Source organism: Microbacterium sp. S308A+ (genome assembly GCF_049800815.1).
GTDB lineage: Bacteria > Actinomycetota > Actinomycetes > Actinomycetales > Microbacteriaceae > Microbacterium.
Genome location: NZ_JBNAFT010000001.1, coordinates 238,438 through 251,660 on the forward strand (window position 1 = coordinate 238,438; position 13,223 = coordinate 251,660).

10 protein-coding genes and 1 tRNA gene are annotated in these 13,223 nt (G+C 68.2%); 2 read left to right on the forward strand and 9 right to left on the reverse strand.

All coding sequences use genetic code 11. The features are described from left to right. Positions 1-187: 187 nt before the first annotated feature. The 6 genes from ACP15J_RS01110 to aceE form a co-directional block, all read right to left on the reverse strand. Complete coding sequence (locus ACP15J_RS01110) at positions 188-1,429, reverse strand: beta-ketoacyl-[acyl-carrier-protein] synthase family protein (protein ID WP_424935854.1); 1,242 nt, start codon at positions 1,427-1,429, stop codon at positions 188-190. 82 nt (positions 1,430-1,511) lie between these two features. Beyond that, complete coding sequence (locus ACP15J_RS01115; RefSeq protein WP_197220148.1) at positions 1,512-1,760, reverse strand: acyl carrier protein; 249 nt, start codon at positions 1,758-1,760, stop codon at positions 1,512-1,514. Positions 1,761-1,824: 64 nt separating this feature from the next. Further along, a complete protein-coding gene (locus tag ACP15J_RS01120; protein ID WP_424935853.1) occupies positions 1,825-2,823 on the reverse strand; it encodes a beta-ketoacyl-ACP synthase III in 999 nt (332 codons plus the stop codon). Further along, the gene (locus tag ACP15J_RS01125; protein ID WP_424935852.1) at positions 2,820-3,755 is read right to left on the reverse strand and encodes an ACP S-malonyltransferase; all 936 of its coding nucleotides are present in this window, start codon (positions 3,753-3,755) and stop codon (positions 2,820-2,822) included. The genes ACP15J_RS01120 and ACP15J_RS01125 overlap by 4 nt, the downstream gene beginning before the upstream one ends. Positions 3,756-3,858: 103 nt before the next feature. After that, a complete protein-coding gene (locus ACP15J_RS01130; RefSeq protein ID WP_424935851.1) occupies positions 3,859-5,055 on the reverse strand; it encodes a PucR family transcriptional regulator in 1,197 nt (398 codons plus the stop codon). 27 nt (positions 5,056-5,082) lie between these two features. Next, positions 5,083-7,809: a pyruvate dehydrogenase (acetyl-transferring), homodimeric type gene (aceE, locus tag ACP15J_RS01135; protein ID WP_424935850.1), complete on the reverse strand. Its 2,727-nt coding sequence runs from the start codon at positions 7,807-7,809 to the stop codon at positions 5,083-5,085. A gap of 199 nt (positions 7,810-8,008) precedes the next feature. Here aceE and ACP15J_RS01140 point away from each other — a divergent pair. Further along, a tRNA-Val gene (locus ACP15J_RS01140) sits at positions 8,009-8,082 on the forward strand. Here the strand turns inward: ACP15J_RS01140 and ACP15J_RS01145 are convergent. Beyond that, a complete protein-coding gene (locus tag ACP15J_RS01145) occupies positions 8,042-9,604 on the reverse strand; it encodes a CoA transferase (protein WP_424980863.1) in 1,563 nt (520 codons plus the stop codon). The two genes, ACP15J_RS01140 and ACP15J_RS01145, sit on opposite strands and share 41 nt — an antisense overlap. Before the next feature lie 362 nt (positions 9,605-9,966). Next, positions 9,967-10,869 (reverse strand): helix-turn-helix domain-containing protein, encoded by a 903-nt coding sequence (locus ACP15J_RS01150; RefSeq protein ID WP_424935849.1) that lies wholly within the window; start codon positions 10,867-10,869, stop codon positions 9,967-9,969. Between the two features lie 256 nt (positions 10,870-11,125). On the opposite strand from ACP15J_RS01150, the gene ACP15J_RS01155 reads away from it, so the two are divergent. Continuing rightward, entirely contained in the window at positions 11,126-12,430 is a 1,305-nt protein-coding gene (locus ACP15J_RS01155; protein ID WP_424935848.1) for an SMP-30/gluconolactonase/LRE family protein, read from the forward strand. Here the strand turns inward: ACP15J_RS01155 and ACP15J_RS01160 are convergent. Next, positions 12,376-13,185 (reverse strand): NAD(P)-dependent oxidoreductase, encoded by an 810-nt coding sequence (locus tag ACP15J_RS01160; RefSeq protein ID WP_424935847.1) that lies wholly within the window; start codon positions 13,183-13,185, stop codon positions 12,376-12,378. The genes ACP15J_RS01155 and ACP15J_RS01160 overlap by 55 nt on opposite strands. Positions 13,186-13,223: the final 38 nt, after the last annotated feature.

Sequence of the window (13,223 nt, forward strand, 5' to 3'; positions counted from 1 at the left end):
TCGTTGTCAACCCCTTCCGCCCCCAGGCCGGAAGCCGAGAACATCACAGGGCGAGGGGCCGGCGAGGCCTGATTACCGGAGACCGGAGGCACGATCCCGGGGACCGGGAAAGGGAATCGCCGCCCCGCAAGGAACGAGGCCCCGGGGATGTGTCCCCGGGGCCTCGAGGTTTCCTTTGCGAGATCGCTCAGCCTTCGTAGTTGGCGAACGCGACGACGGCGTTGTGCCCGCCGAAGCCGAAAGAGTTGCTGATCGCGAGCTGCGGGCCGTCACCGAGCGGCTGCGGCTCGCCGGACAGCCGGAACGGCACCTCCGGGTCCTGTTCGGTGATGTTGATCGTGGGCGGGGCGACGCGGTCGCGCAGCGCGAGGATCGTGAACACGGCCTCAAGAGCACCGGTGCCGCCGAGCAGATGCCCGGTCGACGCCTTGGTCGCCGACACCGGGATCTCATCGATACGCTCGCCGAAGACACGCTTGAGGGCGACGTACTCGTTCGGGTCTCCGACCGGCGTCGAGGTGGCGTGGGCGTTGATGTGGGTCACCTGGTCGGCGCCGCGTCCTGCGACCTCCAGAGCGCGCTGGACAGCGCGTGCGGCGCCATGACCCTCGGGGTCGTTCCCGGTGATGTGGTACGAGTCGGCCGTGACGCCGCCGCCCACGATCTCTGCGTAGATGCGTGCTCCGCGTGCCTTGGCATGCTCCTCGGTCTCGAGCACGAGGGCCGCGCCGCCCTCGCCCATCACGAAGCCGTCGCGGTCGATGCTCCCCGGGCGTGATGCGTGCTCTGGGTCGTCGTTGCGACGAGACAGCGCCTGTGCGGACGAGAAGGCCGCCATCGTGATCGGGTGGATCGCGGACTCCGCGCCCCCGGCGATCACGATGTCGGCCAGGCCCTGCTGGAGATGGTCGTAGGCGTTCACCAGGGACTCGGTGCTAGAGGCGCAGGCGCTCACGACCGTGCGCGCGTAGGCCTTGGCGCCGAAGTGCAGAGAGAGGTTGCCGGCGGCTGCGTTGGGCATGAGCATCGGGACCGTCAGCGGCATGACTCGGCGGGGGCCCTTCTCACGCAGCGTGTCCCAGGCGTCCAGAAGCGTCCACACGCCGCCGATGCCGGTGGCGAAGTCGATGCCGAGGCGTTCCGGGGCGACCTCGGGGGCCCCTGCGTCCTCCCATGCCTCGCGGGCCGCGATGAGCGCGAACTGGGTCGAGGGGTCGAGGCGTTTGGCCTCGTGTCGGGGGAGCACCTCCTCCGGGCGGACGGAGGCCTCGGCGGCGAAGGTCACCGGGATCTCGTACGTCGAGACCCAGTCGTGAGTGAGCGTGTGCGTGCCGGAGACACCGGCGAGCAGGTTCGCCCAGTTCTCCGGGGCGGTGCCGCCCAGAGCGGAGGTGGCGCCGATGCCGGTGACGACGATGCGCGTGGTCATGAGGTTCCTTGTCGGGGAGTCGGAAGAAGGCAGAGTCGGAGGATGCCACGCCCCGCATGCGCGGGGGTGGCATCCGCGGGGGTCACTCCTGGCCGGCGACGATGAAGTTCACGGCGTCGGCGACGGTCTTCAGGTTCTTGACCTCGTCGTCAGGGATCGTCACGCCGAACTTCTCCTCGGCGTTGACGACGATCGTCATCATCGAGATGGAGTCGATGTCGAGGTCATCGGTGAAGGACTTCTCCATCGCGACCTCTGAGGCGTCGATGCCGGTCTCGTCGGTGATGAGCTCAGCGAGGCCCGCGAGGACCTCGTCGGTGGTGAAAGCCATGGCTTTTCCTCTTTCTTGGGTGGTGTTGGAACCGATGAACAGTCTAGAGAAGGGCAGGGCAGGGTCAGGGGAGGACGACCACCTGCGCGCCGAAGACGAGACCGGCGCCGAAGCCGATCTGCAGCGCCAGCCCTCCGCTGAGCTCGGGATGCTCCTGGAGCAGGCGATGAGTGGCGAGTGGGATCGAGGCCGCTGAGGTGTTGCCGGTCGTCTCGATGTCGCGAGCGATCACGGTCGTCTCAGGGAGCTTCAGCTGCTTGGCGAACTCGTCGATGATCCGCATGTTCGCCTGGTGCGGGATGAAGGCTGCGAGGTCGGACGCCTCGACGCCGGCGACCTCGAGCGCCTGCTTGGCGACCTTGGCCATCTCCCAGACCGCCCAACGGAAAACGGTCGGCCCCTCCTGTCGCAGCGTCGGCCAAGGCGTCTTTCCGTCGCGAAACTCGGTGAGGGTGTGGTTCATGCCGACCGCGTCCGCCTTGGAACCGTCCGAGCCCCAGACCGTGGCGGAGATCCCCGGGGTGTCGCTCGGGCCGATCACGACCGCGCCCGCGCCGTCTCCGAGCAGGAACGAGATGCTGCGGTCGGCGGGGTCGACGACATCGGAGAGCTTCTCGGCGCCGATCACGAGGGCGTTGCGGGCGGCTCCGGCGCGAACGAGCGCGTCCGCCTGTGCGACCGCATAGGCGTACCCGGCACACGCCGCGTTGACGTCGTAGGCCGCGGCCGGGTTCGCGCCGACCCGGTCGGCCACGATGGCCGAGACCGACGGCGTCTGCTTGGGATTGCTGATGGTCGCCACGATGACGAGATCGATGTCGGAGGGGGCGAGGCCGGACTTTTCGATGGCCTCAGTGGCCGCGGCGGTGGAGAGGTCGATCGCGTCGGTCTCGGGCACGGCCCTGACTCGCGTGACGATGCCTGTACGCTGCCGGATCCACTCGTCGCTCGAGTCGATCGGACCGATGAGGTCTTCGTTCGGGACCGCGTTCTCCCCGCGCGCCGCGCCGACGGCGTAGATGCGGGTGTACGCCGGACCGGTGGCCTGCTTCAGCGTGGTCATGCGCCTTCTCCGTTCGAGGGGGTGTCGTTCAGCAACGCGACTGCCGCGTCGATGTCTTCGGGGCCCTTCACAGCGATCGCTGGCACTCCGCGAAGGCCGCGCTTGGCGAGACCGGTCAGGGCGCCGGCGGGGGCGAGCTCGATGAGCCCGGTGATCCCGTTCTCGGCGAACGATGCCATACAGAGGTCCCAGCGCACGGGCGAGGAGACCTGGTCTACGAGGTTTGCCAGCGCGGTGCGACCGTCGGCGAGGACCGATCCGTCCCGGTTGGTCCACAAGGGGATGCGGGGATCGGCGGGGTCGACGCCGGCGACCGCCGCGCGCAGCTTCTCGACGGCCGAGGCCATGAACGGAGTGTGGAACGCGCCGGCGACCTGCAGCGGGATGACGCGGGAGCCGCGGACCGGGGCATCGGCGAGGGCGGTGAGCGCGGGGAGCGCGCCGGCCGCGACGATCTGCCCGCCCCCGTTGTAGTTCGCAGGCGTGAGGGCGAGGTCTGCCAGCAGGGCGAGGACCGCGTCCTCATCGCCACCGACAACGGCGCTCATGCCGGTCGGAGTCTGCGCGGCGGCGTCCGCCATCGCCCGGCCTCGGACGCCGACCAGTCGCATGGCTTCGAGGGGCGCGATGACGCCGGCGCCGACCAGGGCGGCGAGCTCTCCCACCGAATGCCCCGCGATGCCGTCGGCGAATCGGCCGGAGCGCTCACGCACCTGCGCGGCGGCGATGAGGGAGGCAGCGACGATCAGCGGCTGAGCGATCCGAGTGTCGCGGATCGTGTCGGCGTCAGAGACGGTGCCGTGCCGGATCAGGTCGACCTCTGCTGCCTCGGAGTACGCGGCGAGCTCTTCGGCGACCCCGTCGAGCTCGAGCCAGGGGGAGAGGAAGCCGGGGGTCTGAGAGCCCTGTCCAGGGCAGGCGAAGACGATCACCTGTCCAGTCTGCCAACGATCGGACGGCAACGGTGGCACTTTCCTCACAAGAATCAGTCGAACTGTTGTGAGTGTCGTATAGGCAGGGGGTGGCTTCGCGTCATCAGCGAGGGCGGCGCGGGGCGGTGCGTCGGCGAATGGGCTCCGTCGAGCCGATCGACCCCAAGACGAGAGCCGTCTGCAGGATGAACGCCTCGCGGGGACCGGTGGCGTCCCAGCCGATGACCTCGCTCACGCGCTTGAGCCGGTACCGCACGGTGTTGGGGTGCACGAAGAGCTCTCTGGCTGTGGCCTCCAATGAGCGGCCGTTGTCGAGGTAACTCCACAGTGTGGTGATGAGATCGGTCGAATGGGCCTGGAGAGGGCGATAGATGCGCTCGATGAGCGTCTGCTTGGCGAGGGCATCGCCCGCGATCGCACGCTCGGGGAGGAGGTCGTCGGCCTCGACCGGACGAGGGGCGCTTCGCCAGGCCTTCGCCACCGCGAAACCGGCGAGGGCCGCGCGAGCGCTCTGACCGGCGTCGACGAGGGCGGCGACCTCTGGCCCCAGCACCACGTACCCCGGGCCGAACGACGGCTCCAGCGCCTTGGCGATCTCGGTGAAGCTGAGCTCGGGCTCCTCCTCCTCTGGCCGGTTGCCCACGTGTGCGCGTCCGACCACGAGAACGAGTCGGGAGCCCTGAACGCCGACGAGGACGTCGACGGAGAGCTTGCGCGCCGTGCGCCGGATCTGATCGACGTCGAACTGCGGTGGGGTCGTGCCCACGATCACGCAGACCTCGCCATGCCCGTGCCAGCCGAGTGCGGCGATCCGGCTGGGAAGCTCCTCATCCGCCTCCCCGGTGAGGATCGAGTCCACGACAAGGGCCTCGAGACGGGCGTCCCAGAGTCCTCGTGCCTCCGCGGCGCGTGCATAGACGTCGGCGGCGGCGAAGGCGACCTCTCTGGAGTAGAGGAGGATCGCCTCCCGCAGATGCTCTCCCTTGCCTGTCACCCGCTCCTCGGTGACCTCGACCGTCACGCGGATCAGCTGGAGCGTCTGCTGCAGGCTCACACTGCGCAGCAGCTCTCGCGGCGCGGCGGCGAAGATGTCCGCCGCGATCCAGGGGGTGGAGGTCGGGTCGTCGTACCACTGGATGAACGATGTGATGCCGGCCTGGGCCACCAGCCCGACGGCGGACCGTCGAGCCGGTGGCATGTCGGCGTACCACGGCAAGGAGTCCTCGAGCCGCTGCAGTGTCGCGGTCGCGAGATCTCCGGAGATACGGCGCAGCCAGGTGAGGGTCTCCGCCTTGCTCATCGTGGGGGACGAAGGGGGCACTCGGCGTCAGCTCTCCCCGCCGGCGTTGCCGCTCGTACCGGAATTCACATCGTGCAGGTCGTACTTGGCGATCGCCTGCGCGACGAGCGAGCGGTCCACCTTCCCCTCGGCGGCCAGCGCCTGGAGCGTTCGGACGACGATCGACGGCCCGTCGATCTTGAAGAAGCGGCGAGCGGCGGCGCGGGTGTCCGAGAAGCCGAACCCGTCGGCTCCCAGCGTGTAGTAGCGCTGGGGCACCCACGGGCGGATCTGGTCCTGAACCGCGTTCATGAAGTCGCTGACCGCGACGACCGGTCCCTCGGCACCGGCGAGCTTCGCGGTGAGGTAGGCGGTCCGCGGCTCCGACTCCGGGTACAGGAAGTTGTGCTCGTCTGCGGCCAGGCCGTCGCGGCGGAGCTCGGTCCAGGAGGTGACCGACCAGATGTCGGCGGCCACGCCCCAGTCCTCCTGCAGCAGCTGCTGCGCCTCATAGGCCCAGGGCAGCCCGACGCCCGAGGCGAGGATCTGCGAGCGCAGGCCCGTCCCCTCGCCCGTCGAGACCCGGTGGATCCCGCGGACGATGCCGTCCACATCGACGCTCTCGGGCTCGGCCGGCTGGACCAGGGGCTCGTTGTACACGGTGAGGTAGTACATGACGTTGGGGTCGGGGTGCTCACCGCCGTACATCCGGTCGAGCCCTGCGCGTACGATGTGCGCGATCTCGTACCCGTAAGCGGGGTCATACGACACCGTCGCCGGGTTCGTCGCCGCGAGGAGATGGGAGTGGCCGTCGGCGTGCTGCAGACCTTCGCCTGTGAGCGTGGTGCGTCCGGCGGTCGCGCCGATGATGAACCCTCGGGCCATCTGGTCGCCGGCCGCCCATTGCGCGTCTCCCGTGCGCTGGAAGCCGAACATCGAGTAGAAGATGTAGATCGGGATCAGCGGTTCGCCGTGCGTGGCGTAGGAGGTCCCGGCGGCCGTGAAGGCCGCGATCGCGCCGGCCTCGTTGATGCCGACGTGGACGATCTGCCCCTGTGGGCTCTCCTTGTAGGCGAGGAGCAGCTCCCGGTCGACCGACGTGTAGTGCTGGCCGTTGGGGTTGTAGATCTTCGCCGTGGGGAAGTACGCGTCCATGCCGAACGTCCGTGCCTCATCGGGGATGATGGGGACGATCCGGTGCCCGAAGTCCTTCGCCCGGAGCAGGTCTTTGAGCAGACGGACGAACGCCATCGTGGTGGCGATCTCCTGCGTTCCCGAGCCCTTCTTGGGCAGGGCGTAGGCGGTGTCGTCCGGGAGCGAGAGCCCGACGTGGGTGGTGCGCCGCTCGGGCAGGAATCCGCCGAGGCTGTTGCGCCGCTCCAGCATGTACTGGATCGTCTCGTCCTGCGGCCCCGGGTTGTAGTAAGGGGGCAGGTAGGGGTTCTCCTCGAGCTGCGCGTCCGTGATCGGGATGTGCATGGCGTCACGGAACGTCTTGAGGTTCTCGAGGGTCATCTTCTTCATCTGGTGCGTCGCGTTGCGCCCCTCGAAGTGCGGGCCCAGGCCGTAGCCCTTGACGGTCTTGGCGAGGATGACCGTGGGCTGCCCCTTGTGCTCGACGGCCGCCTTGAAGGCCGCGTAGACCTTCTGATAGTCGTGGCCACCGCGCTTGAGGTTCCAGATCTGCTCGTCCGAGTAGTCCTTCACGAGAGCGGCGGCGCGCTCGTCACGACCGAAGAAGTGCTCGCGGACATACGCCCCGGACTCTGCCTTGTAGGTCTGGTAGTCGCCGTCCGGCGTGACGTTCATGATGTTCAGGAGCGCGCCGTCGGTGTCACGGGCGAGCAGGTCGTCCCACTCCCGACCCCAGATGACCTTGATGACGTTCCAGCCGGCGCCGCGGAAGTACGACTCCAGCTCCTGGATGATCTTGCCGTTGCCGCGGACGGGACCGTCGAGGCGCTGGAGGTTGCAGTTGATCACGAAGGTGAGATTGTCCAGGCCCTCGTTCGCGGCGACCTGGAGCTGGCCGCGGCTCTCGATCTCGTCCATCTCGCCATCGCCGAGAAAGGCCCAGACGTGGGAGCCTGAGGTGTCCTTGATACCGCGGTTCTCGAGGTACTTGTTCGACATGGCCTGATAGATGGCGTTGATCGGGCCGAGACCCATCGAGACGGTGGGGAACTGCCAGTACTCCGGCATGAGGCGCGGGTGAGGGTAGGAGGGGAGCCCGTTCGGCGCCTGCGACTGCTCCTGACGGAACCCGTCGAGCTGCTTCTCGCTGAGCCGGCCCTCCAGGAACGAGCGGGCGTAGATGCCGGGAGAGGCATGGCCTTGGATGAAGACCTGGTCCGCGCCGCCCTGGGCATCCGCCGCATGGAAGAAGTGGTTGAAGCCGACCTCGTACAGCGCCGCCGAGGACGCGTACGTCGAGATATGTCCCCCGACGCCGATGCCAGGACGCTGCGCCCGGTGGACCGTGATCGCGGCGTTCCAGCGGATCCAGGCGCGGTACCGGCGCTCGATCTCCTCGTCGCCGGGGAAAGCGGGCTCGTTCTCCGGGGCGATGGTGTTGATGTAGTCCGTGGTCGGCACCATCGGCACGCCGAGGTGCAGCTCCTTCGAGCGCTTCAGCAGACTGAGCATGATCTCGCGGCCGCGGCCGTGGCCCTTGGCCTCCACCAGCTCGTCAAGCGACTGCTGCCACTCGCCGGTCTCTTCCGGGTCGCTGTCCAGCGGTCCCTGGGAGTACGGATCCTGATCGTGAACGGTCACGTGGAGCCTTTCGTCTGTATGGCAGTTCGTGCCATGGAAACGGGATGCGACGCGGGGGAGCATTGTCGGTTCCGCACAGCGCGCGACCTCCTCAGCCTATCCCTGTTCGGGGCGGAGGTGCGTGGCGCGCCCGGTCGCCCCCGGTGGCGCGCCGGCCGCCCCGGGGGTTCGACGACATGACCGCTAGAATAGGGCGCACGGGCCCTTAGCTCAGCTGGTCAGAGCATCTGGTTTACACCCAGAGGGTCGGGGGTTCGACTCCCTCAGGGCCCACGGGATCGGCCGGGCTCGCCGGGTCGATCGGCGGGAAGAGCGTCGTCCTGCGCGAGGACGGAAGGTCGGAGGCGGAGGACCACTCGAGCGGCGCCGAGCCCAGCGGCTGCGTGCCTCGTTCGAACCCACGTCGGATGTCGCTCATCGATATCAGGGATGGCAGATACGTGATCGGGCCGTAAGGGCTGTCGATCGTCTCTACCGGGAGATCGGACTCGGCGACCAGATCCGCCCAGGAACGCGTCCCGTCATATGCCTCGGCGGCGTCGATCAGCCCGACCTCCTGCGCCCACATTGCCATCCGCGTCAGCGACACGCGGACTCGATAGCTGCCGCCGTCCGCAGCGCGCTTGAGGAGTGCCGACGTGATCGCGGCAGCGCCTACGTAGGCGGCGAGGTAGTCGGCGAAGATCCCCTGGACCGGCATCTGCGGAGCGTCGACGGCGCCCTCGACGTCGACGTAGCCGGCGACGGTGACCGCCATCATGTCGAAGCCACGGAGGTTCGCCCATTCTCCTTCGAAGTCGAAGCAGCGCAGCTCGTGCGCGATGATGCCGGGGCGCGCCTGGGCGAGGATCTCCGGGGAGATCCCCTTGCGGTCCAGGCCGAGGTAGGAACAGGTGAAGACGTCGGCGTCGTGCAGGAGGCGGAAGAACCCCTCCCTGTCCCGCTGATCGCGGAAGTCGCAGTAGGCGGCCCGCTTGCCGAGGTCCGTCTCCAGTCGCCAGTTCGGGTGGTCCGGGTCGTCGACGCGACTCAGGTGCAGGACGTCCGCACCGTACTCCGCCAGGGTCCGTGCCGTCATCGGTCCGCCGATGACGTGAGTGGCGTCGAGAACGCGCACACCTTCCAAGGGGCGACCGCTCGTCGGGAGCCCGCTCGGCAGGGGGATCGGCTCGCTGTCGCCGATCCTCGTCACTTCCACGATCGGCTTCGTGGACAGCGCGCGACCGACCGGGTGGGCGCGCCATTCCTCGGCGCTGCGCACGACGCCCACCGCACCGCCCTCGTCGCGTATCGCGGCCTCGAGATCCTCCGCGTCCCACTGCATGACGGCCTGCTCCACCGCCTCACGGACCGGTGCGCAGCGGAGCACCCTGAAGACGGCGTCACGCAGTCGGGGGTAGAACATCTCCATCTTGATGAAACGGCCGTCCTTGGTCGGGTAGAACTCCGAGGAGATCTCGTCATCGAAGGCGCCAGGGGCGCTGTAGTCCGTGAATCCGAGCACGTGACCACGCTGGCGGAGAAAGGCGATGCCGTGGTGCTGGTGCACGCCCGCCTCCACGTCGGTCGCCACGTTCTGCGCCCGCCCGCCTCGCTGCTGCCAGATCCGGCCCAGGTTCATGCCCAGCGCGGCCTGCGATGCGGCCATCAGCTCACCGAAGCGGTGGCGGGAGGCGAGGACCGGCTCGGCCCCCGTGACCTTCACCGACCCGTCGTACGACCGCTCGTCCTGTCCGATCGCCTCGTTGATCATGTCCAGCGCGTTCTGGACGCTCTCCGTCTGTACCTCGGCCATAGCCCCTCCTCGATCATCTTCCGCTCGCCATCGCGCAGAAGGCTCCGGTGGCGAACAGTTTGGCGACAGCAATTCGACACCTTTTCGGCGGGAAAAGCGGGCGGGCTCGCGATGATCGGGAGGAAGAAGGTCAGGACCCGGGATTTTCCGATAGGGAGAGCGGGTATTGCTCGGCCGAGTCCGGAAGAAGGCCTGGCGTAAGGTTCAGTGACACCTTTCTTTTCGTGTTCGTTTCTTTCTCCTTCCCGAAGGCGGACACGATCCGTTCCTCTGCGGCGGCGTGGTCTACGGGTTTCTCCGTAGACCACGCCCCCGGGGTCGCGCCGCGGGGCTCAAACGCCGCCGGTCTCTCGCCGCGTCTCTCATCGGGCGGGGGCTCGCAGCGCGGTGCGGTGTCGGTGTCTCCGCCGGTCGAGCGCGTCCCTGAGCCGCCGGACGGAGGAGAACCCGGAGGCCATCGCGACCTGTTCGAGAGTGTCCCTGCTGCGAGCCGGCGTGTGGTCGAGCACGGTGTCGGCGGCCGCGAGGCGACGCTCCTCGATGGCCTGAGCCGGAGTGGTCCCCAGGGCTGCGAAAGGACGCCGCAGATGGCGCATCGAGAGGCGCAGCGTTGCGGCAAGCGTGGCGACGTCGAAGGATTCGTCCGTGTAACGCGCCTCGATGACACGCCTCGCCTCCTGAAGGATCCTGCTCAGAGAGGAGGAGAGCTCCTCGGTCTCGTCCGTGGCATCGAGGACGGCGGCCAGCGCCGCCCCCGCGAAGGCGTCCTGGAGTGCGCCTGAGCCGGGGGAGACGCCGAACGCCTCTCTCGTGCTGATGACGTTGGACATCGTCGTGAGGAGTGCGTAGTGCTCGCGGCTCAACGCCAGAGCGCGGCCGAAGTGGGCCCTGAATCTCGGTTGCTGGAGGGCGGGAGCGATCAGCCGCCATTCGAACCGTGCCCACATGTCGGCGCTCTCGGTGCGCACGGCCGTCTCGCCGTCGAGGAGCACTATCTCGTATGGCTCCAGGCGGAGAGTGGTCCGGTTCACAGTGACGTCGGCGGCGCCGGCCACGCCGAGGATGAGTCGGATCGTTCCTGCCTCCAACGGTGAGGAGCGTAGGGTCCCCGCGGTGGACCAGAGGCGGGCGATGGTCCAGGAGCCGCTGGTGACCAGCTCGGCCGATGAGCGCAGCGGAGCCGGGTCGAGGGGCGTCCAGCCGAGGGACAACAGCGGAAGCTGCCGTGTACGGCTTCGTTCGCCGGTCGTCGGTCTTGCGCTCATCTCGTTTCACTGGTCCGGGGAGGGGAGGGCGTCGGAGGGTCGCGTCGGCGCCTCCGTCCGTAGAGCCTCGCCCGAGAGCGACCGGGTGCTGGCGGAGACGCTATCGAGGTGACGGAAAGAGGACGGTCGAACGACGGATCGCAGTCAGAAATCGGAAATGCGCTCGTCGGGTGGCCGGGGCCTCTGTTTCAATGCATTTGCGCACAGCCGTCGAAACGGCGTGCGCCTCTTCATGAGAACAGACTTGGGGGAAGCATTGAACGAAAACACTGCAGTCGAGAACAGGCTCGGACGTGACGGCGTCTCGCGTCGGATGGTCGTCAGGGGGGCCGCATGGTCCATCCCGGTGATCGCGACCGCGGTCGCCGTCCCTCTCGCCTCCGCCTCCGGTGAGATCAGGATCCGCGTCACGATCCCGGGAGCCGGTGGATGCGCGGCGCCGGGCACGGTGCTCGCGGACGCTCTGGACATCGAGGTGGCCGATGACTCCGGTCCGATCGCGGGGGCGGCCGTGACGTTGTCCTTCGCGAGCGTCGACGGAGGAACGCTCACGCACGGCGGGCAGACCTACCCTGGCTCGGTCGTTCCCGTCACGGTGGTCACCGATGCGGCAGGGCGGGCGACGCTGGCGAACGTCACCCTCCTCACGCCGACGACGGTTACCGTCCAGGCGACGGTGACGATGCCTGACGGGCGTACCGCGACGTCGAACGCCGCGGCCTATCAGATCTGCGCGCCCTGCGCCCAAGAGGCGTTCCACGCGAACTACGGCGATCACCGCGACGCGGTCGTGGATGCCGAGGGCAACCTGTATCTGAGCACCTATGCCGCTCCGAACGGCGTGGTCAAGATCAGCCCCACGGGGCAGGAACTCTGGTACGCCAAGGGTCCTGCATGGGAAGAGGGATCGCTCGGCGTCGGCTTCGCTCCTGATGGGCGACTCTATGCCGCGCGCGGGTGGCCGACCGCGGGGCCGGTGATCTATGAGCTCGATCCCGCCACGGGGGCGATCGTCCGCGAGCTCATCGATGCAAGCTGGGTCGCCCCCAACGTCTCCGGCGGTCTCGTCTACCCGTACGGGATCACGTTCTCACCGGACGGTTCCACGCTGTACGTGTCGAGTTTCCGCGACGCGGCGACCGGCCAGATCATCGCCGTCGATCTTGCGACCGGCGCGGCCAGCACCTTCGCCGGCAAGACGAACCTTCAGTCCCTCGTCGACATCATCAGCGATGGCAACGGTGGCTTCTATGGCACCCATTGGGCGTCGGCTGCGACCAATGGCCTGGTCCACATCGACCCGGCGGGGAATGAGACGACGATCGCGTCGTTCCCCGGCGATGGCGTCGTGAACTACTTCACGATCGAGGACGGTCACGCCTATGTCGGCACCCAGGGGAGCAACCACTACCGGGTGAACCTGGCGACGGGCGAGAAGACGCGCCTCGACTGCCTGACGGCGACCTATGTCACGCAGATCGTGCGCATTCCCGGGACGAACGACGCCTATGTCATCCAGTGGAAGGGTCCCGTCCTCAGGGTGCGGAACCTTTTCGTCTGACATGTGGACAGATCCCCTGGCCCTGCACGGGGCCAGGGGATCTGTCCGTCTGCGGGCTCCGTCTGCGAGGGCGTATGGGCCAGCGCGCTCGGGGTCAGGCGCCCGACGATCGCCGGGGCCTCGTGCACGAGCGCGTCGTCGCGGAGCGCCTCGAGCATGAACAGGGCGAAGTCGGTCCGCCGGGTCCGGTTGCTCGCCAGTGCCGGGTCGCCGACGTGTCGTCGCCAGATCGGAAGCCCCTCACTCTCGCCATCCTCCAGATCGCTCGCGCGGACGAGCGTCCAACGGCGATCGCTTGCGAAAATCCGTCGTGCGGCCTCGAGCTGATCGTCGACATCGATCACGCGCAGAGCGCGGGCGATCCAGCCCACGACGGCGTTGCCGATCAGAGTCATGCGGCGGTAGTGGTCGCCGTCTCCGTGGCGGACATGCCATCCGCAGGAGAACACGATCCGTGCCCCCGCGTCCGCGTGGTCGAGCACGGCCTGTGCGGTGCCGGAGGAGTAGTGCCGCACGCCCCACGGAACGAGCACGGTCAGTACCCCGGAGCAGCCGGCGACGGCGCGTGCGATGACGGCTGGGTCATCGGTCGCTCCTGGCAACACCCTGATGCGATCCGCGAGATCCGTGAGCTTGGCGACACTCTGCGGACGGCAGACCCCCACCACGTCGTAGCCTCGGTCCAGGGCGTGTCGTGCCATGAGCTGTCCGAGCTTCCCGGACACGCCGACGATGCAGATCCGTTGCTTCGTCATGTCGTTCCTTCCCGCTTACTTACATTGTAAGCAAGCGT

Excerpts from the sequence above, each read along its gene's own strand:
- ACP15J_RS01110 (WP_424935854.1), bottom strand. The coding sequence starts at position 1,429 with ATGACCACGCGCATCGTCGTCACCGGCATCGGCGCCACCTCCGCTCTG.
- ACP15J_RS01115 (WP_197220148.1), bottom strand. The coding sequence starts at position 1,760 with ATGGCTTTCACCACCGACGAGGTCCTCGCGGGCCTCGCTGAGCTCATC.
- ACP15J_RS01120 (WP_424935853.1), bottom strand. The coding sequence starts at position 2,823 with ATGACCACGCTGAAGCAGGCCACCGGTCCGGCGTACACCCGCATCTAC.
- ACP15J_RS01130 (WP_424935851.1), bottom strand. The coding sequence starts at position 5,055 with ATGAGCAAGGCGGAGACCCTCACCTGGCTGCGCCGTATCTCCGGAGAT.
- ACP15J_RS01145 (WP_424980863.1), bottom strand. The coding sequence starts at position 9,604 with ATGGCCGAGGTACAGACGGAGAGCGTCCAGAACGCGCTGGACATGATC.
- ACP15J_RS01150 (WP_424935849.1), bottom strand. The coding sequence starts at position 10,869 with ATGAGCGCAAGACCGACGACCGGCGAACGAAGCCGTACACGGCAGCTT.
- ACP15J_RS01160 (WP_424935847.1), bottom strand. The coding sequence starts at position 13,185 with ATGACGAAGCAACGGATCTGCATCGTCGGCGTGTCCGGGAAGCTCGGA.